At 69.7% G+C, this 26755-nt stretch carries 22 protein-coding genes and 6 pseudogenes; 10 read left to right on the top strand and 18 right to left on the bottom strand.

From position 1 onward, the window contains the following. Positions 1–192: 192 nt before the first annotated feature. From LWC35_RS35155 to LWC35_RS35100, 12 genes are all read right to left on the bottom strand, one after another. Positions 193–1470, bottom strand: coding sequence for a Glu/Leu/Phe/Val family dehydrogenase (locus LWC35_RS35155; RefSeq protein ID WP_232874819.1), 1278 nt, complete (start codon positions 1468–1470; stop codon positions 193–195). A 7-nt stretch (positions 1471–1477) separates the two neighbouring features. Next, positions 1478–1900, bottom strand: a complete 423-nt coding sequence (locus LWC35_RS35150; protein ID WP_232874818.1) for a hypothetical protein — start codon at positions 1898–1900, stop codon at positions 1478–1480. Between the two features lie 25 nt (positions 1901–1925). Continuing rightward, on the bottom strand, positions 1926–2993 hold the full coding sequence (locus tag LWC35_RS35145) for a branched-chain amino acid ABC transporter permease (protein WP_232874817.1): 1068 nt from the start codon (positions 2991–2993) through the stop codon (positions 1926–1928). 1 nt (position 2994) lies between these two features. Further along, complete coding sequence (locus LWC35_RS35140; protein ID WP_232874816.1) at positions 2995–3864, bottom strand: branched-chain amino acid ABC transporter permease; 870 nt, start codon at positions 3862–3864, stop codon at positions 2995–2997. Next, on the bottom strand, positions 3864–4580 hold the full coding sequence (locus LWC35_RS35135) for an ABC transporter ATP-binding protein (protein WP_232874815.1): 717 nt from the start codon (positions 4578–4580) through the stop codon (positions 3864–3866). The genes LWC35_RS35140 and LWC35_RS35135 overlap by 1 nt, the downstream gene beginning before the upstream one ends. Continuing rightward, positions 4580–5293 carry an ABC transporter ATP-binding protein gene (locus LWC35_RS35130; RefSeq protein ID WP_232874814.1) on the bottom strand — a complete coding sequence of 238 codons (714 nt, stop codon included), beginning with the start codon at positions 5291–5293 and terminating at the stop codon, positions 4580–4582. The genes LWC35_RS35135 and LWC35_RS35130 overlap by 1 nt, the downstream gene beginning before the upstream one ends. 59 nt (positions 5294–5352) lie before the next feature. Then, on the bottom strand, positions 5353–6651 hold the full coding sequence (locus LWC35_RS35125; protein WP_232874813.1) for an ABC transporter substrate-binding protein: 1299 nt from the start codon (positions 6649–6651) through the stop codon (positions 5353–5355). Further along, a complete protein-coding gene (locus tag LWC35_RS35120; RefSeq protein ID WP_232874812.1) occupies positions 6648–8018 on the bottom strand; it encodes a M20 family metallopeptidase in 1371 nt (456 codons plus the stop codon). The genes LWC35_RS35125 and LWC35_RS35120 overlap by 4 nt, the downstream gene beginning before the upstream one ends. Before the next feature lie 197 nt (positions 8019–8215). Next, positions 8216–9364 (bottom strand): amidohydrolase family protein, encoded by a 1149-nt coding sequence (locus LWC35_RS35115; protein ID WP_232874811.1) that lies wholly within the window; start codon positions 9362–9364, stop codon positions 8216–8218. Positions 9365–9414: 50 nt separating this feature from the next. After that, complete coding sequence (locus LWC35_RS35110; RefSeq protein WP_232874810.1) at positions 9415–10920, bottom strand: APC family permease; 1506 nt, start codon at positions 10918–10920, stop codon at positions 9415–9417. 72 nt (positions 10921–10992) lie between these two features. After that, positions 10993–12372 (bottom strand): glutamine synthetase family protein, encoded by a 1380-nt coding sequence (locus tag LWC35_RS35105; protein ID WP_232874809.1) that lies wholly within the window; start codon positions 12370–12372, stop codon positions 10993–10995. 254 nt (positions 12373–12626) lie between these two features. Continuing rightward, a complete protein-coding gene (locus LWC35_RS35100) occupies positions 12627–13820 on the bottom strand; it encodes a M20 metallopeptidase family protein (RefSeq protein WP_232874808.1) in 1194 nt (397 codons plus the stop codon). Between the two features lie 628 nt (positions 13821–14448). Here LWC35_RS35100 and LWC35_RS35095 point away from each other — a divergent pair. Next, on the top strand, positions 14449–15294 hold the full coding sequence (locus tag LWC35_RS35095; protein WP_232874807.1) for a MurR/RpiR family transcriptional regulator: 846 nt from the start codon (positions 14449–14451) through the stop codon (positions 15292–15294). 42 nt (positions 15295–15336) lie between these two features. On the opposite strand, the gene LWC35_RS35090 is transcribed toward LWC35_RS35095, so the two are convergent. Continuing rightward, positions 15337–16782, bottom strand: coding sequence for an NAD(P)/FAD-dependent oxidoreductase (locus tag LWC35_RS35090; protein ID WP_232874806.1), 1446 nt, complete (start codon positions 16780–16782; stop codon positions 15337–15339). Positions 16783–16953: 171 nt separating this feature from the next. Between LWC35_RS35090 and LWC35_RS35085 the strand changes: the two are divergent. From LWC35_RS35085 to LWC35_RS35045, 9 genes and pseudogenes are all read left to right on the top strand, one after another. Next, positions 16954–17580 (top strand): annotated as a pseudogene (locus tag LWC35_RS35085) (IS256 family transposase); the annotation flags it as partial. Between the two features lie 34 nt (positions 17581–17614). Continuing rightward, entirely contained in the window at positions 17615–17926 is a 312-nt protein-coding gene (locus LWC35_RS35080) for a transposase (protein ID WP_232874821.1), read from the top strand. 268 nt (positions 17927–18194) lie between these two features. Continuing rightward, a pseudogene (locus LWC35_RS41255) lies at positions 18195–19094 on the top strand (IS701 family transposase); the annotation flags it as partial. 415 nt (positions 19095–19509) lie between these two features. Continuing rightward, positions 19510–19821 (top strand): transposase, encoded by a 312-nt coding sequence (locus LWC35_RS35070; protein ID WP_232874804.1) that lies wholly within the window; start codon positions 19510–19512, stop codon positions 19819–19821. Further along, positions 19818–20618 carry an IS3 family transposase gene (locus LWC35_RS35065; RefSeq protein WP_232874803.1) on the top strand — a complete coding sequence of 267 codons (801 nt, stop codon included), beginning with the start codon at positions 19818–19820 and terminating at the stop codon, positions 20616–20618. The genes LWC35_RS35070 and LWC35_RS35065 overlap by 4 nt, the downstream gene beginning before the upstream one ends. Beyond that, a pseudogene (locus tag LWC35_RS35060) lies at positions 20558–21718 on the top strand (IS30 family transposase); the annotation flags it as partial. The gene LWC35_RS35065 and the pseudogene LWC35_RS35060, both read left to right, overlap by 61 nt. 270 nt (positions 21719–21988) lie before the next feature. Beyond that, positions 21989–23059, top strand: coding sequence for an IS110 family RNA-guided transposase (locus tag LWC35_RS35055; protein WP_232874802.1), 1071 nt, complete (start codon positions 21989–21991; stop codon positions 23057–23059). A gap of 14 nt (positions 23060–23073) precedes the next feature. Then, a pseudogene (locus LWC35_RS35050) lies at positions 23074–23265 on the top strand (transposase); the annotation flags it as partial. Between the two features lie 4 nt (positions 23266–23269). Further along, positions 23270–23563 (top strand): annotated as a pseudogene (locus tag LWC35_RS35045) (integrase core domain-containing protein); the annotation flags it as partial. A gap of 104 nt (positions 23564–23667) precedes the next feature. Here the strand turns inward: LWC35_RS35045 and LWC35_RS39940 are convergent. The 5 genes and pseudogenes from LWC35_RS39940 to LWC35_RS35020 all read right to left on the bottom strand — a co-directional run. Beyond that, on the bottom strand, positions 23668–24600 hold the full coding sequence (locus LWC35_RS39940) for a group II intron maturase-specific domain-containing protein (protein WP_269805330.1): 933 nt from the start codon (positions 24598–24600) through the stop codon (positions 23668–23670). Next, positions 24600–25208 carry a reverse transcriptase domain-containing protein gene (locus LWC35_RS39935; RefSeq protein WP_308194739.1) on the bottom strand — a complete coding sequence of 203 codons (609 nt, stop codon included), beginning with the start codon at positions 25206–25208 and terminating at the stop codon, positions 24600–24602. Before LWC35_RS39935 ends, LWC35_RS39940 begins: the two co-directional genes overlap by 1 nt. Positions 25209–25774: 566 nt before the next feature. After that, a pseudogene (locus LWC35_RS35030) lies at positions 25775–26302 on the bottom strand (IS630 family transposase); the annotation flags it as partial. A 65-nt stretch (positions 26303–26367) separates the two neighbouring features. Next, complete coding sequence (locus LWC35_RS35025) at positions 26368–26574, bottom strand: tautomerase family protein (RefSeq protein WP_232874801.1); 207 nt, start codon at positions 26572–26574, stop codon at positions 26368–26370. Continuing rightward, positions 26565–26755 (bottom strand): fumarylacetoacetate hydrolase family protein (locus LWC35_RS35020; RefSeq protein WP_372463159.1); only part of this gene is annotated, 191 nt, incomplete at its 5' end. The genes LWC35_RS35020 and LWC35_RS35025, both read right to left, overlap by 10 nt.

The following is a 26755-nucleotide window of genomic DNA, read 5'->3' as shown; positions in this document are numbered from 1 at the left end:
AGGCCATCCGGCGCTTCCCGGCGATGGTCATCGGCAGCTCCGGACGCTGTCCGCGCAGTTCGGCGAGCCGGGCCTCGAGCGACGCGCGTTCGGCGGTGCCGGGGGCGTAGGTGTGGACCGGCTCGTTAACCGGCTCCGGAACTGTCGTGATCGCGTCCATCGGGAGTTCCTCGTGAGGTAGGAGTGGATGGGTCAGGGGTAGAGGCCGCGTTGGCGGATGGCGGTAGCGACCCGGCCGACGGCGATGACGTTGGCGGCGCGGCGCAGGGAGATGCCGCGGTCGCGGGCGGTGTTGGTGGCCTCGGCGTAGGAGCGTTCGATGAGGTCGCGCAGGCGAGTGTCGATGCGGTCCTCGGCCCAGGAATGGGCCTGGACGTTCTGCACCCATTCCAGGTAGGACACGGCGACGCCGCCTGCGTTGGCGAGGATGTCGGGGACGACGAGGATCCCGCGGTCGGCCAGTACGGCGTCGCCGCCCGGGGTTGTGGGCCCGTTGGCGCCCTCGACGACGATCGCCGCCCGGACGGTGCGGGCGATGTCGGTGGTGAGCACGCCGCCGAGCGCGGCGGGGACGAGGAGGTCCACGTCGAGGCCGAGCAGGTCGGTCTGACCGATCGGCTCGCCGCATGGGTATCCGACGACTGTGGGGGCGCCGTCGGTGAGGTGGCGGCGCACCGTGGTGATGTCGAGGCCAGCCGAATTGTGGGTACCGCCGCCGATGTCGGACACAGCGAGGACTTTCACACCGGCGTCGGTGAGGTACTGGGCGGTAAGGGCGCCGACGTTGCCGAAGCCCTGGACGGCGGCGGTGCAGTGTGCGGGGTCGCGTCCGCTGTCGCGCAGGGCGGCGAGGGCGGCGATGGAGACGCCGCGGGCGGTGGCGCCTGCGCGGCCGATGGAGCCGCCGAGGGAGATCGGTTTGCCGGTGACGACGCCGGGGACGGAGTAGCCGGCGTTGACGGAGTAGGTGTCCATGACCCAGGCCATGGTCTGTTCGTCGGTGCCTACGTCGGGGGCGGGGATGTCCTGTTCGGGGCCGATCAAGGGGAGGATCTCGCTGGTGTAGCGGCGGGTGAGTCGTTCGAGCTCATGACGGGAGAGGCTGCGGGGGTCGACGGCGATGCCGCCTTTCGCGCCGCCGAACGGGACCGAGATCAGGGCGCATTTCCAGGTCATCCACATGGACAGCGCGGTGATCTCGGCGAGGTTCACCGAAGGGTGGAACCGCAGGCCGCCCTTGGCGGGTCCGCGGGCGAGGTTGTGCTGGACGCGGAAGCCGCGGTAGACCTCGACGCGGCCGTCGTCGCGTCGCAGGGGCACGGATACCGCGAGGGCACGGCGGGGGTGGGCCAGCGTCGCACGCAGCCCGTCGTCGAGCCGGAGCAGCTCGGCGGCGTCGTCGAGCTGGGTGCGCGCCGAGATCAGCGCGGTGGGCTCCCGGCTCACCGGGGCATCCTGCACAGCGGTCATTTCATCCTCACTCGAGTTGGCGCTCAGAACACAACGATCGAGCGCAGGACCTCGCCGGGTGTGCGTCGTCTGGAGGCGGCCTCGGTGTCGTCGAGCCTGCGCTGAGCCGCTCGGCGGCTCTCGCAGGCGGACGAGTGTGGCGGCGTGGCGGCGCCCATTCGACGACGTGGGATGGGCCGTGGGCCGGGCAGATCAGGAAATGAGCCACAGGCGGTTCCGGGCGACCCGGGCGATCTCGCCCAGCCTCGGGGGAGTCGCCCTCGCGGCGACGCCGACGCTCGACGGCGTCGAGGAGTTGGGTGAAGTAGTCGCTCTGGCACAGCCGGAACCGGGTGTAGATCTCGATCGTGAATCCGCCGCCGCAGCCGTACCAGCGCTCGGCGAAGTCGATCAGGGCACGATCGTCGTCAGTCGCCAGAGAGGTGGTCACATCGGGCTCCTTCCTCGTTGCGGCGTCAGCGGTCGGCGGCCAGGCTGTCGCGCAACGCCGGGTCGTCGCGGACCCGATCGACGCTCTGCGCCGGGGGCGTGGCCGCCGCAGCAGGTCGGATCAGGCGCAGGAGGCCCCGGCCGCCCCAGCTACGGGCGAGCCCGGCCAGCCCGTCCGGGAACAGCCACAGCACCACCAGGGTGATCGCCGAGCTGATGATCTGCTGCCACGCGCCGGAGTCCGCGAGCACATCGCTCAGCACCGTGATCACCACGACGCCGACGATCGTGCCGGGGTTGCTACGCCGCCCGCCCAGGAAGATCATGCTCAGCAGGATCGTGAGGTAGCCGAACCCGAACACGTCCGTGCTCACCACACTGTTCACAAACGCCTGGTAGCTGCCGGCCACGCCGGCCACCGCGGCCCCGATCACGAACGCGGCCAGCTGCTGGCGGGCGCGCCGGACGCCACGGCTGGCCGCCAGGGCCTCGTTGTTGCGCAGCGCCACCAGGGAGAGCCCGAGCCGGGATCGCGTGAGCAGGGCGAACGCCAGGCACACGGCGAACAGCAGGACGGCGCCGAGGAAGTAGTAGCCCAGCCGGTCGTCGTCGTAGAAGTTGAGCGAGCCGACCGTCAGGTCCGGCAGCCCGACGACCCCGTTGGAGCCGCCTGTGAGCTCCCGCTGGCCCAGCACCAGATAGACGCACAGCTGGGCGAACACGTAGGTGACGAGTCCGACGTAGATCCCGCGCAGGCGCAGGACCGGGAGGAATGCGACCACTGCAGCCAGTGCGGCGGTGCTGGCGGACACGAGCATCGCGATCCAGGGCGACAACCCGGATCTCGTACACAGGACGGCCGTGGTGTAGGCGCCGATCCCGAAGAACGCGATCTGGGCGAAGTTGAAGATGCCGGCCAGGCCGAGCGTGAGGTTCCAACTGACCGCCAGCAGCGAGTAGAGCAGCACCATGATCAGCTGCAGCCGGGCATGGGCGCCCGACAGCACGAAGGGCGCGACGGTCAGCCCGACGGCGAACGCCACCCAGGGTACGGTGCGGTTCGCGGCGGTGCGGTTCAGGGCGATGCGCTGCACGTCAGGCCGTCCTCTGCCGGATGAGACCCTCGGGCCGGACGAGCAGCACGACTATCATCACTGCGAAGACGATCACCGGGCTCCAGGACAGGCCGAAGAAGTACGTCGTCACGGCCTCGAGCAGGCCGATGATGTAGGCACCCGCGAGCGTGCCGCCGAGGCTGGCGGTCCCGCCGAACGCGAGCACGACGAAGGCCCGCATGAGGGGGTCGTCGCCCATCGTCGGGGACATGAACTGGATGCCGCCCAACAGGATGCCGGCGATCGCGGCGAGCACGCAGGCGGTGCCAACGACGAAGACGTAGACCGCGGCGGGACGGATGCCGATCAGCCGGGCGTGGTCGCGGTTCTGTTCCAGCGCGCGCACCGAGATGCCGAGGGGGGTGAACCACAGCACGAGGTAGAGCGCCCCGATCAGCACGGGCGCGGCGACGATGGCGACGAGCTGGTTGCCGCTCGCGGTGGCCCCGGAGAACGCGACCGTCGCCGACGAGAACGGCGCGATCTGCCGCAGCTGCGGCCCCCATGTCAGCTGGACGACGCCTTGGACGAGCGCCGTGATCGCCAGCGTGGCCACCATGACCAGCATGGCGCCGTTCTGATGCCGGATGAATGGCCGGACCAGCGAGAACTCATACCCGGCGGCGATCACGGCGAGCACGAGGATCGCCAGCACGGACGCGACGACGACGGGCATCCCGGCCTGGTCGGCAAACGTCCAGGCGAAGTATGCACCGAGGGCCAGCAGAACGCCGTGACCGAAGTTGAACACGCCCAGCGTCGACCATATCAGGCTCAGCCCGGAGGCCATCAGGGCATACAGCGAGCCCAGCACGAGGGCGCTGACGAGGACGGCGATCGCGGAACCCATCACGTCTCTCCTAGGAACAGGGCCATGATCTGGTCCGATCCGGCCCCGGCGGCGGACTCACCGGTGCGTACCACCTGCCCGGACTCGATCACGAAGAACCGGTCGGTCACGCCGAGGACGAGGTCCATGTCGCCGTCGACGATGATCAGTGCCTCGATCCGGGACCGCATTGCCTGGACCGCGGCGGCGAGCTCGTGCCTGACCTTGGGGGAGAGGCCGAGGGTCGGTTCGTCGAGGATCAGCAGCCGGGGACCGGCCATCAGCCCGGCGCCGATGCTGAGCATCTGGCGCTCGCCGCCGCTGAGCGTCCCGGCCAACTGCGTGCGCCGCTGGGCCAGCTTGGGGAAGAGGTCGAAGACCTCCGACAGCAGCGTCCGGGCCACCCCACGCCGGGGGTTGGCCGCGGCACCGAGGCGCAGGCAGTCCGTAACCGTAAGCCCCGGGAACAGCCTCGATCCCTGGGGCACGTGGACGATGCCGTGTTGCAGCACGGCCCGCGTCGAGCACGTCACCAGCGAGGTTCCCTCGAAGCGGATGTCGCCACGGCTCGGCCGGTGTAGGGCGGAGACGCAGCGCAGCAGCGTGGTCTTGCCGTGGCCGTTGGGGCCGAGCAGCCCGATGGCCTCGCCCTGCGCCACGTGTAGATTGATCCCGCGCAGCACCAGGCTCTTGCCGTACCCGGCGTGCAGCTTCTCGATCTCCAGCATGGGTGTCATCAGTGCTCTCCTGGTCCCAGGTAGGCCTGCACGACGCGCGGATCGCTCAGGACCGCCTCGGGTTCGCCGACGGTGAGCACCCGGCCGGCGTCGAGAACGGCCATCCGGTCCGAGAGCTCGCGCAGGACCCGTAGGACGTGCTCGACCAGCAGCAACGTCGTTCCGTCGGTGTTGATCCGGGTGAGTAGGTCGACGAGGTCGTCCTGGTCCTGCGGTTCGAGACCGGCTGCGGGCTCGTCGAGTAGCAGCACGCGCGGGCGCCCGACGATCGCCGTGGCGATCATCAGCCGCTTGCGGTCCACCAGCGAGAGCGAACCCGCGCCCGCGTACGGGTCCCGGATCCCTACTGTGGCCAGGGCCTCCCGTGCGGTCTCTTCGGCCGAGGGCCGGTCACGGCGGCGCCCCGCGCCGAGCGCGCTGCGCGAGGCGCAGAGCCGGACGTTGTCCAGGACCGAGAGGTCGTCGAAGACGGCCTCGGTCTGGAAGGTGCGTGCCAGCCCGGCCCGGGCGATGTACCAACCGGGTCGGCGGGCGAGGTCCCGCCCGTCGAGCAGGACCTCGCCCGAGTCCGGCCCGAACGGTATGCCGGTCAGGACGTTGAACAGGGTGGTCTTGCCGGCCCCGTTCGGGCCGGCGAGACCGAACACCTCGCCGCGGGCGACGTCGAGGCTGACATCGCTGACCGCGGCCAGCTTTCCGAAGGACTTCGACACCCCTCGGACCCTGAGTACGGCGTCGGCGGCGTCGGGTCCAGCGTCGCCCGCGGCGGCGGTCACTTCTTCATCCAGGGCGGGAGGACGAACTTGCCGGTGGCGTACTTGGCCGGCGCGATGAGCACCTTCTGCTGGTTCTGCATCTGGTACGACTGCAGAGGCACAAAGTCGTCGCCCTGCTTCGCCAGGTGGGTGGCGGGGTCGAAGGAGATGGTCCCGCCGGCCGACTGCGTTGTGCTGGCCCCGATCGCGGCGCCGACCTCTGTGGTCTTGTCCGGGTCGCCGACCTTTTCCAGCGCCGCGGCGTAGATCATCACGGACTCGTAGGTGATGACGGCCTGTGGATCGACCTGGTCGGTGCCGTAGGCGGCCTGGTATGCCTTGGTCAGGGCCTGGGCGGGCTCGTAGGCGGGGGAGGTGACGGTCCCGGCCAGGTTGTTGAACAGGACCCCGTCACCGTCCGCGCCGGCCGCCTTTGCGAACTCCGGCTGGTTCGGCCCGTACTGCAGGAACATCAGTGACTGGGTCGGGTTCTGCAGGAACTGCCGTAGGAAGGCGATCTCGTTGGAGACCTGGTAGTCGGTGTTGACGATGAGGTCGGGGTTCTTGGCCCGGACGTCGGCGAGGACCGAACCCCAGTCGTTGACCGGACCGAACGGGATCGTCTGGTTGCGCACAACCGTCCATCCCTTGTCCGCCAGCGCTTCGCTCATGCCCGTCGAGATGCCCTGGCTGTAGGGGTTGTCGGAGGTGACGATGTAGGCCGTCTTGGTGCGCGGGGTATAGCTGCCGTCCCCGGTCCACTGGGCCAGTACGTCGACCGGGCCGGTGCCGTAGGCGTCGTAGCTCGGGGTCACCGACCAGATCGTCGGGAACTTGGACGGGTCGGGCTTGACGATCGCCTCGGTCTGCGCGGTGCTCCCGCCGATCAGGTAGATCGTCTTCGACCGGGCGAAGTTGTTGATCTCGAAGTTGGTGGTGGACGCGTAGCCGGACACGACTGCCTTCACGGCCTCGTCGCTCTGCAGGTCCTGGACGCCGGCGGTGACGGTGTCGTTGGACTCGTTCTTCGTGTCCGCCGACTTCAGCTCGAAGGTCCGGCCCCGGAATCCGCCGCGGGCGTTGAGCTCCTTGATGGCGAGCTCCGCACCGCGCTGGGCGCCGAGGCCGTCCGCGGCGCTGGCGCCGGTGAGCGTGGCGAGCAGGCCGATCTTGATCGGGCCCTCGGACGCGGCGGTGGCCGTTCCGCCAGAGCCGCAGGCGGCGAGCAGGAGCGAGCCCGCGGCGGCCGCGGCGGTCAGGGCCGCGGCGGGGCCCCGGCTCCTGCGGAACTTGCGGGTCGTTCGGGGCGCCGTCATGACAGGGATCCCTCCAGGGAAGAGCCGGGGACAGGCCCGCGGCCGCCGCACCATTGCGCCGCGAGCAGGGCGAAGGTGCGGGCGGCCAGCCAGACCTCGTCGAGGTCGACGTACTCGTCATTGCCGTGGGCGACGCGCAGGTCGCCCGGGCCGAACACGAGACTGGGGACGCCACCGCGGGTCAGCACGGTGCCGTCGCAGACGCCGTAGAAGCCGGTCCACGACACGTCGGTGGGGAACCGGCTGCCTGTCGCGGCGGTGCGGTAGGCCGCGGCCAGGGACTGGCTGATGTCGGCGTCAGCCGACATCAGGAACGGGTCCCAGTCGAGCTTCCACTCGAGATGCGGCCGGGCGTGGCGCAGCCACGGGTCGCCGTCGGCAACGCGGTCCACCGCGGCCTGGATCTCCGCCTGCACGTCCGCGACGGAGCGCTCCGGGTGGAACTCCACTGCGTACTCGATCGTGGCTGAGTCCGATAGGGAGAAGGGCACGGTCAGTCCGCCCGGACCGCCCCGCATCGCGCCGGGCAGCAGGGAGAAGTGACCTCGGGGCCACAGCGGGTGGCGCTGGGTGGCGGCCCATTCGTCCTCCAGTGCCCGCAGGCCCTGGTAGACGAGGAACATCTTGTCGATGGCGTTGACCCCGATCGCCGCGCCCGGCCCGGTGGAGTGGATCGTGTCCCCCCGCATCGAGCTGTGCACCTTCTTGCCGGTCACCGACACCGCGAACCAGAGCAGGCCCGGGCTGCCGAGAACGACCGAGAGCGGGGTGGGCGGAGCGCTCGGCTCGGAGACGACCGCCGCCTCGGCGGTGAACCCGCGCTCGAGCACCGCGCCGGTACCACAGGCGTGGTCGCCGGTCTCCTCGCCCACGACGCACTGCAGCTGCAGCTCGCCGTCGAGCTCGACACCGGCCTCGCGCAGGGCGATCGCGGCCCAGGCCTGCGCGACCAGGCCGGACTTCTGGTCCGTCGTGCCCCGCCCGTACATCCGGCGGTCGACGACGTCGCCGGAGAACGGCGCGGCCACCGTCCACTCGGTGGCGTCGCCGGGCGGAACGACGTCGACGTGGCCGTTGAAGATCAGCGACCGGCCCCGTCCGCGGCCGAGCCGGCCGACCGCGTTCGCCCGGCCGTCCTCGACAGAGAACGTGTCAACGGTGGCACCTGCGCGGCGGTACAGGTCGGCCACCAGCGCTGTGGCGTCGCTCTCGCGGCCGACGTGGTCGCGGTAGTCGATGCCGGGGTACTTCGGGCTGACCGACGGGATGCGGACGAGATCGCGCAGACTCGCCGTCATCGGCTCGCGCAGGGCGTCGACTGCGGCCATGAGGCGGGTCACGTCGACCGAGTTCTCTGCTGGGCTCATCACGGCTCCTGACGAGGATTGTCCGGTGACAGGGAGGCATGGAACATGTATTCGTACAAGCGTGTCAATAGAACGATGTGGAATGTTTGTTACGATCGCCGAGCATGATCACACACTCGGGGTGTGACTCAGGCCGTGTTGATCGGGCACTCCGGCTACTTCGGGCAACCCAGTCCCCACGCGACCGGGCCCGGCCCTCAGGCGGCGTCGAGTCGGTAGGCCTGGACCGCGTTGCCGCTGGTGATCATGTGCAGGTAGGTGTGCGCGTCGGACTCGGAGATCGCGTTGTCGTCGAGCCACTCCGCGAACACCCGGGCCAAGCCCCGGCGCAGCAGCCGGGCCCCGCACAGGAAGAGCTCGGGCAGGCCGAACGCGTCCGTCGAGAACAGGAGCTTCCCGAAGGGGGCCAGCTCGAGCGACTCTCGCACGATCCGCAGCGACGAGGCGCCGGTGAAGCCCACCGCGGCCCCGGTGTCGAACCAGACGTGCGGGTAGATCTGGCTCAGGTAGCCCGCCTCGCGGACGAACGGGTAGTTGTGCAGCAGCATGATGTCGGTGCCCGCGCCGACCGTCCGGCGCAGGAACTCCGTCATTCGCGTCGGGTCGCACCGGTGGAGCTCGATGTCGGAGTCGCCGTAGCCCACGTGCATTTGGATGGGTTTACCGACGTCGACGGCGATCCACAGCAGCGCGCGCAGCAGGACCGGATGGTCTAGCCGCCAGCGCCCGCTCGCGGAGGCGGCGGCGAGCCACTCGCTCGCGGCGTGGCGGATCTCCGCCTCGGCGGGGCGATCCGGGTCGAAGTCGAGTCCGTAGCGGTAGGCCATCACCGACTTCATCGCGACGGCTGAGCCGAGCGCCTCGCCCAGCCGCGTCCGGAAGGTCTCGGCGAACTCGGCCGCCCCCACACCGTCGCGGGCGAGCCGCTCGGCCATCGCCTCCAGCCGGACGACCTCGGCGGCCTTCACCCCGGTGACGGCGGCGAGCTCCGGGGGCTCGAGGATGTCGTCGCTGCGGTGCCCGGTGTCGACGAGGTACGTCGCGATGTTCGACGCCGAGAGCAGCCGGCGTGCCACCTCGGCGCTCCCGAGCCGCCGGCGGGCCTCGAGGTACACGTCGCCCCGGGCGTGCCGCGGCAGGCCGAGCAGCGGCGCGCATTCCGCGCGCACCGCCAGCCCGAACGGGGTGTCGAAGACGTCATCGTCGCCCGGCGGCGGCCAGTCCGACTCGGTCGCCAGCTCGGCGAACCCGGCCGGGGTCAGCTCGCCGCGCGTGATGCCGTGGCAGTGGTGGTCGACGACGGGGATCGTGTCGAGGAACTCGACGAGGGAAGCGGTCCGGTCCATCTATCCTCCAGGAGTCGGGTCGGCGTAGTTGCCCAGGCGGCGCCTGGTGATCATCGAGCACTCCCGTCGTCTGCGGTGAGGGTCGGGGGAAGTTCCGACGGCTCCCCGAGGCCGTCTTGCCGGCGCAGCTGGTCGCCGAGCCGGCGGGCGAACCCGGGATTGGCGAGCGTGAACACCACGCTCGCCCCGATCCACGCCGCGACGAGGTAGGGGAACAGGTCGTAGGGGGCGTCGGGTACCGGGTAGACGTTCTTGAACAAGGTGAACAGGAGGAAGGCGATACCGGCCAGGGGGATGAGGATCTCGATCCGGCGCACCCGGGGCCCGCCGTCGAAGAACAGGTAGCGCGTCGCACCGATCGTGCACATCAGATAGGCGACGATCAGCGCCAGCGTCCCGACCGTCGCCGTCCAGAAGAAGACGTCGTTGCCTGAGGTGGTCGCGAACAGCCGCAGCAGCACGAGCGCACCGCCCGCGATCGTCATGACGACCGCCAGGGCGATGGTCGGCGTGCCGTGCCGCGGAGAAGTGCGGCCGATTCGGGTGCTGAGGAAACCGTCGCGGCCGAACGCATAGAGGAGCCGGGAGGCCCCCACCGCGCAGGCAAGGGCCGAGCCGAAGGCGCTGATGCCGGCGCCGAGGACGACGACATCGCCGACGACGGACCCGATGTACCGGGTTCCCAGGTCACCCACCAGCGCACCGGACTGCGTGAACGCCGTGACGCCAGCGTCGTCGGTGCCGAACCCCATCGACTCGGCCGCCGTCACGACGGTGAAGAACAGGCCGGCGAAGAGCACGGTGCCGAGCAGCGCACGAGGGATCACCCGGCGTGGGTTCGCGGTCTCCTCGCCCAGCGTCGAGGCGACCTCGAAACCGGCGAAGGACAGGAACCCGAACGTCACGGCAGAGAACAGGGCAGAGGAGTCCGTGCCGGGCACCGCGAACACGCTCGCGGTCAGGCGTTGCCCGTCGGGTGCGGCCCCGATGCCCAGCTTCACGAAGACCACGACGGCGATGACGCAGACCACCGCGATCGTCAGGCCCTCCAGCGACAGCAGCGCCCGGGTGCTGACCTTGACGTCCCGCGCGGCGAGCAACCAGATGACGGCGAACGCGACGAGCGCGAACGGGATCCAGCTCGCGTCCGGCCAGAGCCCGGTCTTCGCAGCGAACTGGCCGAGGAACAGGCCAGCTCCCGCCAGACATGTGGCAAACAGGGCCAGATAGCTGCTGAGCAGGGTCCAGCCGGCGACGAAACCGGCCCGCGGACCGATTGTCATGCCGATGAAGCCGTAGATCGAACCCGCGTGGTTGAAGGACTGGCAGAGGCGGATGAAGCCGTAGGCGACGAGCAGGACGCCGACGGTGGAGATGACGAAGACCAACGGCACCGCGTGTCCCACCTGCAGGGCCGGGGCCTGGGGGTTGATGTTGATCGCCATTCCCAGGCCCATGAGGCCCAGGGAACAGCCGACCACGCCCCAGATACTGAGCGTGCCGGTGAGCCGGGCGTCGGACGGGCCGTCGACGGGATCTTCGGACGTGCTGGACACAGCCACTCTCCTCGTTGAGGGTGCGGACGAGCTGGAAGGACGTGCCGGGATCGCAGGGGGTGCGAGGTGGTGTCAGTAGCGCCAGCGGTAGGCGGCGGTCAACGCGGCAACGTCGTGATCGCGGAAGGTCGCCCACTCCTGACGACGCACCCCGAGGAACGCCTGGTGCAGCTCGGGTCCGAGTGCGGCGACGGCCACGTCGCTCTTGGCGAGCCGCTCGATCGCGTCGGACAGGGTCTCGGAGAATCGCGTCACGCCCGCGTCGTGGCGCTCGGTCGGCGTCATGGTGTCCGGGTCGCACTGCACCGGCGCCGGGAGGCTCGCCCCCCGCTCGACCCCGTTGAGGGCCGCGCCGAGCAGCGCGCCGACGGCGAGGTAGGGGTTGGCGGCCCCATCGACGGTCTTGATCTCGACGTTCGCCGACGACGACCGGCTCGACCGCGTGCCGGGCACCAGGCGAACGGCCGCCTCGCGGTTCTCGATGCCCCAGCAGGCGTACGCCCCGGCCCAGTGGTGCGGCTGGAGCCGTAGGTAGCTGGGCACGCTGGGCGCGATGACGGCGAGCAGGTCGGGGAGCGCCGCGAGGATCCCGGCGATCATGGCCGCGCCGTCCCCTGTCGGAGCGGACTCCGGTGTGTCGGCCCGCATCAGGTTGACGCCGTCCCGCCAGCCAGACAGGTGCAGGTGGCAGCCGTTGCCGACCGCCTCTGGGAACGGCACTGGGGCGAAGCTGACCCGAAATCCGTGCTGCGCGGCCACCCGTCGGGTGAGCAGCCGACCCAGGACGAGCTGGTCCGCTGCGGTGAGCGGATCGCGAGGGGCGCAGGAGAACTCGAGCTGACCGGGGCCGTGTTCGACGTGGAACTGCTCGACGTCGATGCCGTGGCTCGCCAACGCCTCCATCAGGGCGAGGGCGAACGGCTCGATTTCCAGGAATGCTGAGGCGCTGTAGCCGGGGCCGCGGTGCGCCGGGGCACCCTCGTCGTCGAGTAGGGCGAACTCAACCTCGAACGCGGCCTTGAACTCGATCCCGCGCTCGCGCCAACGTTCGACGGCCGTGCGCAGGACGGTGCGCTGGCAGCAGACGAATGGCTCCTGCTCCTGGCTGTACTGCTCCAGCGGGGCCCAGGCCAGCGGCGACGAGCCGTCCTGCGGCTGGAGGGCGGTGAGGTCGGGGAAGACGCGCAGGTCGCCGGTGGGGGAGTCGAAGGGGGCGACCACGGCGAAACTGTCGTCGGTGCCGGCGACCGCCCAGGCCACGGACATGCCGACGCCGCTGCGCAGGACGCTTTCCAAGCGCTGGAGCGGCACGACCCGTACGCGCGTCACTCCGCCGTTGTCGACGAAGGTCATGGCGAGCGCCCGGGTGCCGCCGACGCGCAGTCTGGCGACGAGCTCAGCGACCTCGCCGGGTTGGGTGCTGTGGGGATCGGACTCGGTGGTGGGGACCATGCATGCTCCGTACGTTCCGCGAGAACGGGGACCGTGGCCTCCGTCGTCTGATGATGGAAGTGCTCGCGTTCGACGCCCCACGCTCCGGGCGAGCTGTTCCGAAAGGTCCGGATCGGAGTCGTACGACGTCGTCGTCGTGGCGATTCGGCCGTCGGAAGTGTGGATGTCACGACCGACGGCGATCATTTCAGCGCTTGCGTGGAATCCTTTTCACGGGCGCGAGAGAGTGTCAATCTCTCAGGATTCTTCCAGCCTTATTCGCGCGAGTACGGAAACCCTTCCTCTTCATGTTGGAGGGATCTTTCATGAGTGCGTCGAGACGGGCCGCCGTCAGCCAGCGCGAAGAAGGAGTGCAGCATGATCCGTGCGACGAAGTCCACGGTCCTGTCGGGAGGCAGGAATTGTGGATGATGCAGCCCGGGACCACCGTTGCCGTCGACCCCGGCGAAAATCATGACCGACGGAAAAGATTCCGCGTAGTACGCGAAGTCGTCGGCACCACACGACCGGAACACTGCTCCTTCGGCCATTCCGTGTGCCGCGAGCCGCGTGCTGATGCGGGCCGCCAGGTCCGGGTCGTTGCGCAGCACCGGCTCGCCGCGGCGTACCGAGACCGTCGCCCGGCAGCCGTGGGCGGCGGCCACCCCCTGTGCGGCCTCGTCGAGCCAGCCCAGGAGTTCCTCGCGCTGGCGCTCGTCGAGGCTGCGCACCGTGCCGTGCAGCGACACGGACGGCGCGACTTGGTTGACCGAGGAGCCGCCTGCAATGGTGCCGACGGTGACCACAGCGGGCTCCAGCGGGTTGCTACGGCGCGAGACGAGATGCTGCAGGCTCTGGATCAGGGCCGCCGAGGCGACGACGGGATCGCGCCCGAGGTGTGGATAGCCGCCGTGTGCGGGCTTGCCGGTCACCGTGATCTCGAAGTCGTCGACCGAGGCGTTGATTGCGCCGGCGCCCACCGACACCGCCCCGGCTCGGAGTTGGGGCTGGACGTGGACGCCCACGACCGCGTCGATGCCGTGCCGGGTGAAGGCAGGTGCGGCGCAGACGTCCGGGGCGCCGGACGGAATCACCTCCTCCCGCGGCTGGAAGACGGCGACCAGCGAAGCGGGAGCGCTGACATCCTGGAGGGTCTGCGTCACTGCGACCAGCGCCGCAATGTGCACGTCGTGGCCACACAGGTGGGCGACGCCGGGGCGGCGCGACGCCCACTCTGCGCCGCTCTCCTCGGTGATGGGCAAGGCGTCGAGCTCGGCGCGGACGGCGATCACCGGTCCGGAGTCGCCGATACGCAGGACGGCGCCCTCTGCGACGTCGTCGGTGGGCAGATCCAGGACGTCCTTGACGAGCTTCGCGGTCGCGCGCTCGTCGCCGCCCACGTGGGGGTCGGAGTGAATCGTGCGCCGCAGCTCGCGCGCCGCCGGTAGGTGCGTGTGCAGGGCCTTCACTGCCAGCTTCTCGAGCTCGGCCAGCGAGGCGGCGGCCTGGGCCCTATGCACGGGCGGACCGTCGCGTCGTCGGGCGCACGGTGTGGCCGTCGTTCGGGGTGTTGGGGCGTGGCATGGGGCGCTCTCTCTGGTCGAGGCTGCTCGGTACCGACACGGCGTGCCGTCACGCCCGTGGTTCGGAAGACACACTACAACATGGCGTCAGCAGCTAACAGATGTAATAGGAAGTTCACGCTGGCTCGGCGTGCAAGTCCCGGCCGAGCACTGCTGACCTGGGGCTGGCCGCGATGGGAGGAATGGCTTGCCCGCGAGCCCCGGGTACGGTGGACTCGTCCGGGAGTGGCGCCGCGTGCGTCATCGACCCGCCGGACGAGCAGATGTCGGCGATGCACCACGCGCTCCGTGCGGAGTAGCGCGTGTGGGTCGCTCCCGGGTACTGGTTCAGAATGCCGATGAGCCACGTCCGGATCGGATTCACCTGGGAGGACGCGCCGACCATGACAAAGGGATCGAGCTCATTCGGGCCACCCTCGACAAGTATCTCGGGTAGCCGGCCAGCCGCGTTCACTCGGCCGATATCGCCGTCATTGCGGACATGAAGGGGCGCTGACGTGCTTTGGTGAAACAGATGTCAGGACGTTCGACCTCGATCGCCGTCCAACTCCGAGACAAGATCGAGACGTTGAGCCCCAGTGAGCGGAAGGTCGCCCGCGCAATCCTCGCGGAGTACCCCATTGCGGGTCTTGAAACCGTCGCGGAGCTCGCGAAAAGGGCTCAGGTGAGTCCACCGACGGTCATTCGGTTCACGTCCAAAATTGGCTTCGACGGCTACGCGGCGTTCCAGAAGACGCTGGTCCGCGAAGTACACGAGGCGCTCGGTTCCCCGCTCGAGCAGTACGACCGCCCGGACGTGGAGGCCGACTGGACCACCACAGCCGCCGGCGAGGCGTTCTGCAAGGGCGTGGCTAACACCTTCGGCGAGCTGCCGAACAGCGAGGTCGACGCGACGGTGTCCCTGCTGACCGATCCCCGCCGGCGGATCTTCCTCGTCGGCGGGACGTTCAGCGGGCTCATCGCGACGTACATGGCGCGGCACCTGCAGCTGCTCCGCCCGGGGGTCGACGTCGTCCCGGAGGCGAGGGTGGCCCGGCAGACCTTTCTCTGCGACCGGGGACGGTCGGATGTGGTCCTCGTGTTCGACTACCGGCGCTACGACGCGGACACGGTCGAGTTCGCGCAGCAGGCGTCGGAGCGGGGCACCACGATCGTGCTCTTCACCGACCGGTGGATGTCGCCGGCGGCGAGTGTGGCGTCGATCGTGCTGCCCGCGCACGTGGAGATCCGGTCCCCGTTCGACTCCCTCGTGCCGGCGATGGCCGTCGTCGAGGACCTGCTTGCCGTCGTCGCGCAGCGGCTCGGCAGCGCGGGGCGGGTCCGCCTTGAGCAGATCGAGAGTCTGCGTCTGGTCCACTAGGCTAGGGCCTGGCACGCTGCCGACTTCCTTCGCGGAAGCGGACTACTCCTTGTCCTCCAGGCCGGAGGGTGCGAGCCGGGACACCGCGACGTGCAGCTTGTGGGGGCGCAGCTCGAGTGCCTCGCTACGCTCCTTGCGGACGATCGCCTCGCGCACCACGTGTGCCCCGACGAAGCGGATCGGCTCCGGCGGGAAAGACCTGGCCCGGGCAGTGACGAGTCCGCTGCGGGACCACTCGTCCTGGCGACGCAGGGCGAGCGACGCGAGGATCCGGCCTCCCACGACGCTGGGGCCGACACCGTTGCCCGACCAGCCAACGCCGTAGTGGATGGTGTCGTCGGCGTCGTGCAGACGGCCGAAGATCGGCAGGCTGTTGTAGGTGCGGTCGATGGGGCCCGCCCAATCGGTGGCGATCTTCGTCGTGCGCAACTGGGGGTAGTAGCGCTGGAAGTCCCGGGCGACCATGGCGGCCCGGCTCGCGTCGCGGTCCATGGCCTTCGGCATCCACCCGCCCATGCCGATGGACCAGCCGCCCTTGCCGAAAGCGACGCGGCCATCCGCGGTCGTCCGGTAATAGCAGACCAGTGTCTGCGAGTCCGTGACCGCCTCGCCGCCGGTCCAGCCGATGTCCGCCAGGCGATCCGGGATCGGCTCGGTGACGATCATGTCGCTGGAGATGACGAAGAGCTTGTTGCGCAACGGTCGCAGGGACGCGGCCCAGGCGTTGGTGGCGATCACGACGCTGTCGGCGCGCAGGGTCCCGTCCGCGGTCTCCAGGGTGACCGGGGTACCGCGGCGGATCGCCATCACCTGGGACCCCTCGAAGATGCGGACCCCGAGCTCCAGTGCCCGGGTGCGCAGCGCGCGGGCGAGCTCCGCCGGCTGGACCGTGGCATTCGACGGCTCGAGGACCCCGCCGAGGTGCTGGGGCGAGCCTGCCCGCCGGGCGACCTCCTCGGGGGAGAGCGAGCGGAAGGTCCCCGGCCCGAGGGTCTGCGCCCGGGTGACGACGTCGTCCCAGGCGCCAAGCTGGGCTCCGGTCGTCGCGGTCCACAGCCAGCCGCCCCGACGAAACTCCGCCTTCGGTGCGTGTTCGGAGCAGAACAGTTCGATCCGGTTGATCGCCGACTCGGACGCCCGGATCAGGCGCATCGCCTCGTCCGCACCGCACAGGGCGACCAGGCTGGACACCTTCGGCCACCAGGTCATCACGACCCCGCCGTTGCGGCCGGAAGCGCCACCACCGCACACGTCAGCCTCGACGATGGTGACGTCGACGTGCGGGTCCTGCTCCTTGATGGTCAGCGCGGTCCACAGCCCGACGTAGCCGCCGCCGACGATCGCCACGTCCGTGCGCTCCGCTCCGCGGAGCGGGGTGATCTCGGCACGCAGGTCGAGGGCCTCGTCCAGCCAGAACGACCGGTGGACCGGCGAGCGCCCGCTGCAGGGCAGCCGAGAGAACCGGTCCGTACGCGCGAAAATGCCCATCGAGCCTCCTTCAGGGTGGACCGGGGCCGGCCCAAGACGTGGAACAAACATTTCACATCGTCTCTGGATGGGCAACATGGAACATAGGTTCCACCCTGGGTCCTGCCGCTCGTATGAAGAGAACAGAGACCGGGTCCTCGTCGGTGGCCACCGCCCGTACCAGCTCGGAGAGGCGCCGTAGAGCTGAGGAGCGGATCGATGCCGATCACGATCACCTTGCGTCGATGTCCCTTCTTGGCGGCCGACCTGGAGCTGCGGATCCCGAAGCTGCGCACCGGCTCGTTCTTCCCCAGCCTGCTCGAGCGCCGCTGCCGGGTCGAGCAGGCCCTGTTCGCGGTCTTCACGGCGTGTCCACTCGCAAGGTCGACGACCTCGTCAAAGCTCTGGGCGCCGCCACCGGCATCTCCAAGCCCAAGGTGTCCCGGATCTGCGCGGACCTCGGCACCGAGGTCGGAGCGTTCCGCGACCGCTCGCTGTCCGAGCAGGCCTTCCCCTACATCTTTCTCGACGCCACCTACTGCCAGGCCCGGGTGAACCACCGGGGGGGTGTCCCAGGCGGTCGTGATCGCCACCGGAGTCCGCGCCGACGGCTGGCGCGAGGTCCTCGAGTTCGCGGTCGGCGACAGCGAGGACGGCGCGTTCTGGACCAGGTTCCTCCGCAGCCTGAAGGCCCGCGGGCTGGGCGGGGTCCAACTGGTCATCTCCGACGCCCACACCGGGCTCAAGCAGGCCGTCTCAGCGGTCCTGTTGGGTGCGGCCTGGCAGCGCCGAGTGCACTTCCTGCGCAACGTCTTGGCTTGGTCTTTAACCTGCCGCGGCGAGTGTCGGTGGATTGGCGCATGTCGAGCTGCTCGGCCGGCTGCGCAGCGATCGGGTCCTGCGCCTGCCACGCCCACCCCGGCGACGCGGCACCACCAGCCGCCCGCCCCGCCACGGCCTGGAGTTCGCGCTGACCAAGGCGGCGACCTGGCCCGAGCCGGCGCACACGACGAGCACCATGACCAGCCGCTACGGCCTAGCGAGCGCCCAGGCGTGGGACCGGCTGCATCCCCGGCTGACCCACCGTGGTGTGGTGGCCGGGGCCACCGCGCCTATGCAGGTGCCCAGACGAGGGGCCGTGATGCGGGCCGATTGTGGTGCGTGACTACTGCGAGCGGCTGCGCGCGCACGTCAGGAGGGTGATGATCCGCCGCCGATCTCCAGCCCGAGCAGGGCCTTGAGGTACAAGCACGAGGCCACACGTTGCGGCCGGTGCGGGTGGCGCCTCCCGCATTGACTGAGTTGGGCCCGAAAATACGTTGTGGCGGCCCCCACGACGCGCTCCGTGGACTATTGACCCCGACTATTACTGCAACGGCAGCTGTGGTCGTGTCGTGAGAAGCTGAGAGCCGTCCGCCGGTGATGACCACCGGGTGGTTGATCTTGCCGAGTGGGCGGCCTCGTTGGATGCCGTGGTGGAGCTGATCTCGGGGCGGTTCGCCAGGTCGGAGCCGCGGCGGCGGGTCGGGACGTATCTGCGCGGGTTGTTGCCCGGGCTGGAGCGCACGAACGGCTGGACGCTGGCCGAGGCATGCGGGGGCGGTGTTGCCGGACGGGATGCGGCGTCTGCTGCGCACCACGGACTGGGACGTCGACGGGGTCTGGGGCGATCTGCGCGGCTACGTTCTGGAGAACCTCGGTGACCAGGTTTCGGGGGTGTTCGTCGTGGACGAGACCGGGATCATCAAGAAGGGGTTCGCTCGGCCGGGGTGCAGCGCCAGTACACCGGTACCACGGGGAAGATCGATAACCGTCAGCTCGGGGTGTTCCTGGCCAACGCCTCGTCCCGGGGGCGGGCGTTGATCGACGGGAGCTCGACCTGCCGACCTCGTGGACCGACGACCGCGACCGCAGCACCCGTGCCGATGTCCCCGATGACGTCGGGTTCGCCACGGAGCCGCAGCTCGGGACGGCGATGCTGGCCCGCGCCCACGCCGCCGGCAGCTCACGCGCGACTCGCGGGTGACCGCGGACGAGGCATACGGGCAGAACCCAGGCTTCCGCGACTGGCTGGCCGAGCGGGAGACCCCGTTCGTGCTCGCCACCCACAACGACGACGTGCTCACCAGTCCGGACGGCACCCGCCGCCCCGCCAAGGTCCTCGCCACCATCGCCGGGGCGCGTGACCCCGAGACTGACCGCACCGGGTGGGAGCGGCGCTCGATCGGCCAAGGCGCGCACGGGACGGGTCTATGACTGGACCGCTGTCGTCCTGGACGTCGACGGACTGCCCGGGGGGCTGGGGGCATTGGCTGCCGGTCCGCCGCCAGACCACCGCGCCTGAGCTTGATCTTTAACCTGCTCCTGTCGGGCTCGTGGGGCTGGCGGGGTGTTTGCCGACGTCGTGGTGGGTGGCGGGTGCTCGGTTGCGGGAGCCGGGTGGACGTCCGGGGCCGGGTCGGCCCGGTTTCGGTGCTCTGGCCGGATGGCTGGTGTTCGGGCGGAGGTGGCGAAACCCGCGTCGGACCCTCGCCGGGGTCAGCCGGCCCAGGTCGGCGGGTCTTTCCCAGGGACGCCGCAGGTCGACCGCGAGGGGCCGGGCCAGACGCAGCTGGGTGTAGGCGGTGATGATCAGCCAGGTCCAGCGGTCCGCCGCGGCCGGGGTGCGGATCTTCGGGACGGTCCTGAGGTTCCCCCGCTTGCTCGGAGATCGACGATCATGGCCGAAGGGCCGTGAAGGGAGTCTCCGTGGCAGCACCGAAGAAGTACCCCGACGAGCTGCGTGAGCGCGCCGTGCGGCTCTACCGGGAGTCCGACCCCAAGCCGGTGATCCGGCGGCTGGCCGAGCAGCTGGGCGTGCACCACGAGGCGTTGCGGAACTGGATTCGCCAGGACCAGGCCGACCACGGCGAGCGCCACGACCGCCCGACCAGCGCCGAGACCGAGGAGCTGCGCCGGCTGCGCAGGGAGAACGCAGAACTCCGACGGGCCAACGAAATCCTCAAGGCGGCGAGTGCTTTTTTCGCCCAGGAGATGGACCCGATAAGGAAGAAGTGGTGAAAGCCGTCGAGGCAATGAAAGGCCGCTTCGGGATCAGCCCGATTCTGAGGGTCCTCGGTGTGGCGGCGTCGACCTACTACGGCTGGCTGGCCCAGCGTCGGGACCCGTCCCCGCGCCGGCGCGCCGACGCCGAGCTGCTGGCCGAGATCCGCCGGATCCATGAACGCTCGGGGGCGACCTACGGTGCGCCGCGGGTGCACGCGATTCTGCGCCGTCACGGCCACTACGTCTCCGGTAAGCGGGTCGAGCGGCTGATGCGCGAAGACGGGCTGCAGGGCGCGTTCCTGCGCAAGCGCTGGCGCACCGCCTCGACCAGGCAGAACCCGCACGCCACGCCGGCCCCGGACCTGGTCAACCGCGACTTCACCGCCGCCGCGCCGGACCGCTTGTGGGTCGCCGACGCCACCCGCATCCCGTGCGGGGAGGGCGTGTTCTGGCTGGCCGCGGTCCGCGACGCCTTCTCCAACCGGATCGTGGGCTGGCGCTGCTCGGACCGCTGCGACACCGACCTCATCCTGGGCGCGCTCGAGTACGCGGTCTGGACCCGCAACATCCATGGTGGTCAGGTCGTCCACCATTCGGATCGTGGCTCGAACGGCGGATTCAACCGGTCGTCGCAACACCCTGATCTCGGAGGTGTTCGACGATGGCGACGAAGGACTGGAGCAGGAGGACCGGCGATGTGCCCGAGGGGCTTCGCCGGCAGTGGCGTGCTGATCGGGCGCTGCGGCCGCCGATGCGTTCCCCTGGGCGGCCTGATCCGTCGCGGGTGGTGCAGCGGCAGTTCTGGCGGCTGATCGCCACGGGTGTCACGACAGTGGAGGCGTCGTTGGCCGTCGGCGTGTCGTGGCCGGTCGGTGCCCGCTGGTTTCGCCACGCTGGCGGCATGCCGCCGATCTTGCTGACCGAGCCGTCGGGCCGCTGCCTGAGTTTCGAGGAGCGGGAGGAGATCGCGATCCTGCGCGCCAAGGGCAAGGGAGTGCGTGAGATCGGCAGGGCGCTCGGGCGGGACCCCGGGACGGTCTCACGCGAACTACGCCGCAACGCCGCGACTCGTAGCGGGAAACTGGAGTACCGCGCCGGGGTGGCGCAGTGGAAGGCCCAGCAGGCTGCGAAGCGCCCGAAGACCGCGAAGCTGGTCGAGAACCCGCGGCTGCGCGAGTACGTCCAAGACCGGCTCGCGGGCAACGTCCGTCGTCCTGACGGCACGATCGTCGCGGGTCCGACGCCGCCGGCCTGGAAGGGGCTCAACAAGCCGCACCGCGCAGACCGACGCTGGTCACTGGCGTGGAGCCCCGAACAGATCGCGCAGCGCCTGAAGGTGGACTTCCCCGATGATGAGTCCATGCGCATCAGCCACGAGGCGATCTACCAGTCGCTGTTCATCGAGGGCCGCGGTGCGCTCAAGCGTGAGCTGGTCGCGTGTCTGCGGACAGGCCGCGCGCTGCGGGAACCGCGGGCCCGTTCCCGGAACAAGGCGCAGGGTCACGTGACCGCCGATGTCGTCCTGCGCGAGCGTCCCGCTGAAGCCGAGGACCGCGCCGTTCCCGGGCACTGGGAAGGCGACCTGATCATCGGCACCGGAAGGTCGGCGATCGGCACGCTCGTCGAGCGCAGTAGCCGCTCGACGCTGTTGGTACACCTCCCGCGGGAGCAGGGCTGGGGCGAGAAGCCGTATGTCAAGAACGGGCCGTCGCTCGGCGGCTACGGGGCCGTCGCGATGAACGCCGCGCTGACCGCGTCGATGACGAAGCTGCCCGAACAGCTACGCAAGACACTGACGTGGGATCGCGGCAAGGAGCTCTCGGGGCACGCGCTGTTCGCAGTCGAGACCGGAACGCGAGTCTTCTTCGCCGACCCCCACTCACCATGGCAACGCCCGACGAACGAGAACACTGTGAGTGTGTCGTTCGGCGGTTCTGGCCTGGTCCGCTGCCAGGCTCGGTACCGGTGATCCCGGAGTGACTCGCGAGAATACTGGCCGCGGTGATGCGCGCCTTGCGTTGGACTCGTCCTCCGGGGTCATCGGCGCCGGCCTGGCCCACTCGTCTTGGCTTGATCAGGAGCTTGTCCGCCCGATGGGCGTGACCCCTCACAGTGCTGCCGCGACCAGTGACCTCCATCCAGGCCGACGCCGACGCGTTCGCCCTGCTGAGAGGACAACCGCATGGCCATGCGGGCAGAGCAGTACCGCTACGTCATCGGTGGCGACCCCGACCGTGACACCATCGACCTGGCCGTACTCGACACGGCGACCGGTGGAGTCCGCGCCCACCTCGTCGAGGCCGCCCACGGCCCGGGCTACGCACGGATGCTGGCCTGGGCCGACGAGCACGCGCCCCAACAGCGGGTCTGGGCGCTCGAGGGCACCGGCAGCTTCGCCGCCGGGCTCGCGCAGACCCTGGCCGAGGCCGGTGAAGCTGTGGTCGAGGTGGGTGCCGTCAAGCGCGCCCGCGGCGCCAAGAACGACCACATTGACGCCGTGCGCGCCGCCCGCTCGGCGCTGGCCCGTGAGTTCCAGACCCTGCCTCGGGCCAGGGGTCTCCGCGAAGCGCTACGGATGGTCCTGGCCACCCGGGCCGCCGTGCTGGTCAGCCGGACCAAGGCGATCAACGAGCTGAAGAGCCTGATCATCGTCGCCCCCGAGCATCTGCGCGCCCAACTGCGTGGCCTGTCCCTGGCGCGCCAGCTCAGTCGGATCGAGGCACTTCAGACACCGCCAGGCGCCGAGGTCGAGCACCGGGTGACGATCTCGACGCTTCGCTCGATCGCCGCCAGGGTCCGGTTCCTGCAGCGCCAGGCCAAGGAGCTCGACCCAGAGTTGGCGTCGCTGGTCTCCCAACACGCGGCCGGGCCCGCGCTTCTCGCCGAGCCCGGAGTCGGCCCGGTCGTCGCAGCACAGCTGTTGGTGTCCTGGTCTCACCGCGGGCGAGTCCGCAACGAAGCTGCCTTCGCCGCGCTGGCAGGAACGTCACCGCTCGAAGCCAGCAGCGGCCAGCGCATCCGGCACAGGCTCAACCGCGGCGGTGACCGCGACCTGAACCGGGCGCTGCACACCGTGGCCATCACACGCGTCCGCTGCCACGCCGAGACCCGTGCCTACCACGCCGCCGCGACCGCCCGCGGCAAGACCCGCCGCGAAATCCGCCGATCGCTCAAGCGCGCACTTGCCCGACGCCTATACCGACGCATGCAAGCAGCGACCCGACCCGCAGCAGAACGACCCACCGCCGCTTGACAAACATAGGAGCGTCCAACGGCCTACTGCGCCAATACTTCCCCAAGGGAACCGACCTATCGCGCTGGTCCGCCGAGGAACTCGAGGCCGTCGCCCACGCGCTCAACAACCGGCCCCGCAAGGTCCTCCGATGGAAGACCCCCGCTGAGGTCTTCGAGGAGCAGCTACGCTCGCTCCAACAGCCCGGTGTTGCATCGACTGGTTGAACCTGCCGTCTACACCTCCCGCGCCTACGCCCGGCTCTGCGACGAGCTCGGGGTGACCCAGTCCATGGGCGCGGTCGGCTCGAGCGCAGACAACGCCCTGGCCGAGTCGTTCAACGCCACCCTCAAGCGGGAGGTCCTCCAAGACGCCCGGTCCTGGCCCGACGAGCCCACCTGCCGGCGCGAGCTGTTCCGCTGGCTGACCCGCTACAACACCCGACGTCGGCACTCCTGGTGTCGCTACCAGACCCCGAACAGCTACGAGAAGGCCCACGCAGCTACCGTACCGGCAGCGGCGTAATCCAGCCCCGTGTCCACGAGCCGGGGTCAAGGCCCCCCGTCCCCGCCCGCCGAACCCGGCGTGCGGGTTGTCCCCGCACCGGGCTCTCCACGTGTCCCGATGGATCAGGTGAGGAGTTCGGAGACCTGCCCGACGAAGGCAACGTCGTCGTGGCTGGTGCGGCGGAAGCGGGCTCCCGCCGGGTCGACCACGTCGATGTTGAACGGCGTGGAGATGTTCGCTCCGCGGTAGCGGTAGCGCTCCACCCGCATCTTCGCCGGGTTGTAGAGGACCAGCTTGCCTTCGCGGATCCGGTCGGCCCCGTAGAAGCGGCGCCGGGTCTGTTTCCACGTCAGGTGCGGGTGCTTGCGGCGGATCCAGTAGATCATCCGCCACCAGGCGTACCAGCCCAGGTAGGCGAAGGTCTGCTTGGACGCGCCGTAGCGGAAGTACGCGGCCCAGCCCCGCAGGATCGGGTTGATCTTCCGCAGCAGCTGCCCCAGCGTGCGCGAGGTGCCGGTCTTCGTGGCCTCCTTGATCTTGTGCATCACCCCGGCCAACGCCTGTTTGGACGGGATGGTGAGCACCACCCGGCGGCCGTCGCCCCGGCGCCGCCGCTGGATGCGGAAGCCCAGGAACACGAACCCGTCGTCGATATGGGTGATATGGGTCTTCTCCGCCGAGAGGGTCATCTTCAGCTCCCGGCCCAACACCTCACCGATCTCGGCGCGCAGCGTCTCGGCGTCGGACTTGGTGCCGTGCACGAGCACGACGAAGTCGTCGGCGAAACGCACCAGCCGATAATTCGGCAGCCCTTTGCGGCGGCGGTGCTGCCGCCGCCACGGCGGGCTCATGTCCCGCTCCCAGGCCCGCTGGAAATACCGGTCCAGGACGGACAGATAGATGTTGGCCAGCAGCGGGGAAGCGACCCCACCTTGCGGCGTGCCGGTCAGGCTCGCCGCGATTCTGCCGTGTTGTTCGACGATGCCGGCCCGCAGGAACCCGCGGACCAGGCGCAACACTTTACGGTCGGTGATACGCTCGGCGACCAGGCCCATCAGGACCTGATGGTCGACATTATCGAAGCATGCGGTGATGTCCCTTCGACCACCCATTCATAGGAGCGGCTGGTCAGCTGGTGGATCTCGGCGATGGCGTCCTGGGCTCGACGCCCGGGTCGATATCCGTAGCTGGACGGATAGAAGTCGACCTCGAAAATCGGTTCCAGGATCAGCTTGAGGGCCATCTGTGCCACACGGTCCCGCAGCGTGGGTATTCCCAGTAAGCGCGGTTTCCCGCTCTTCTTCGGTATCGCCACCTGCCGGACCGGCAACGCCTGGAACGAGCCGTCGCGCAGCAAGGAGCGCAGCTCCTCCACGAACGGCAGCACTCCGATGTCCTCTTCGACGTGGCGGCGGGTGACCGCATCCACGCCGGCTGTCTGGGAGCCCCGGTTGCCCGCGACCCGCTCCCATGCCACCAACAAGGTGGCCTGGTCGCAGACCAAGTTGAACAGATCATCGAACCGCTTACGCGGCTCGTTTCTTGCCCATCGGTGCAGCTTCCGCTGGTGATCGAGTACTCGACGTTCGGCCCGATACAGGGCCAGCTCGTCGATGGCGCCGCTATTCAACGACTCTTCGCCACCACGTTCGCTGCTGCTCACGCTGTCGCCCTTCCCCATGCACGCAGCTTTCCTGCGCTCGGAGTACTACGGCGACTCCGCCACGACCCGGTGCCCACAGCGGGCGTCACGCCTGCCCACCAACCCGCTGGGTGCGGGTCAGGAAGGGCAGCACCGGGTCGTTTCCCACGTTCACTGAGGTCCGTTGCGACGGAGGTCGGCGCCCAGCTATACCCCGGCGGCATCGCCACGAGCCGCACATCGCAGTCTTGGCCCGGGCCTCCCGCCGCCCAAATCACACAGACGGCGAGAGCGGGCAGGTCAAAACCCACGACCTGCCCAGCACCACAAAGCGATCCATCTACCAGATTCCCAGATCGCTGACGATTCACGGGGCTTCTGACACTGGTTCGGTTTCCCTGCGCCTTTTCCGTCCTCGCTAGCGGGCACGGGCCGTCTGGTAGTTCCGGCTCGCCCCTACATTGTCGAGGCTGCTCCCGATCTCCCCCCTGACCCAGGGATCAATCTGCCTCCAGCTTCGACCGGTCACTGCGATGACCGGCGGCGGGCCTCTCATCCCGCACGGCTCCATCAGCGCCTCGTGGCGCACGGGACTTCTCGTCCACGCACAGCACCAGCGCCCGCTCCGGCGGGTCCAGATACAGCCCGACGATGTCACGGACCTTGTCCACGAACTGCGGGTCGGTGGAGAGCTTGAACGTCTCGACCTGGTGGGGTTTGAGCCCGAAAGCCTTCCAGATCCGGCCCACCGTGGAGCGGGACAGGCCGCTCTCGGCGGCCATCGACGCCCGTGACCAGTGCGTCGCGTCGGCTGGGGTGCGCTCCAGGGTGGCCACCACGACCTGCTCGATCTGCTCGTCGCTGATCGTGCGCGGGGCACCCGGGCGCGGCTCGTCGACCAACCCGTCCAGCCCCGCCTTGGCGAAACGCGACCGCCACTTCCCGACCGTCACCGCATGACAACCCAGCTTCGCGGCGATGGCGGTGTTCGACTCACCGTCCGCGGCGGCCAGCACGATCTTGCTGCGCAGAGCGAGTGCCTGCGAGGACTTCGCCCGTCGTGACCACCGGACCAGCGGCTCGCGCTGCTCGTCGGTCAGGTTCACCTCGGCCACCGGCCGGCCCCGATTCGGCACGACCGGCAGCCTACTGATATCGAGCGAATTTCAGGCGCAGGACACTAGCCACCTCGTTTGGTGGCGCGCAGCCGTGCCAGCGATTCGCCACCTGCAAACCAGTGGTCGGGTTCGCATTCGGTGAGCACCACGCGGATGGACTCCCGCCTCGCCCCGATGGCCTCCTCGGCGGCGGCGGTGAGCGCCTCGCCGAGCGCCTGCAGCTGCGCGGGGGTGCGCCCCTTCGCGAGCGTGACCTGGATCAACGGCATGCCAGCTCCAGCCTTCCGAGTCGGTCGATCGACGCGACGACGACGTCGCCCGGTCCGACCGGCACCGCCGCCGTGAGGCCGCCGGACAGCACGATCTCGCCCGCTCGCAGGCCCTCGCCCTCGGCGGCGAGCGCGCGGACCAGCCAGGCGACGGCGGCGGCGGGGTGGCCGAGCGAGGCCG

Source organism: Pseudonocardia kujensis (assembly GCF_021283305.1).
GTDB lineage: Bacteria > Actinomycetota > Actinomycetes > Mycobacteriales > Pseudonocardiaceae > Pseudonocardia > Pseudonocardia kujensis.
Note: the sequence above shows the minus strand (reverse complement) of the source record. Positions and strands in the feature narration are given on the sequence as shown.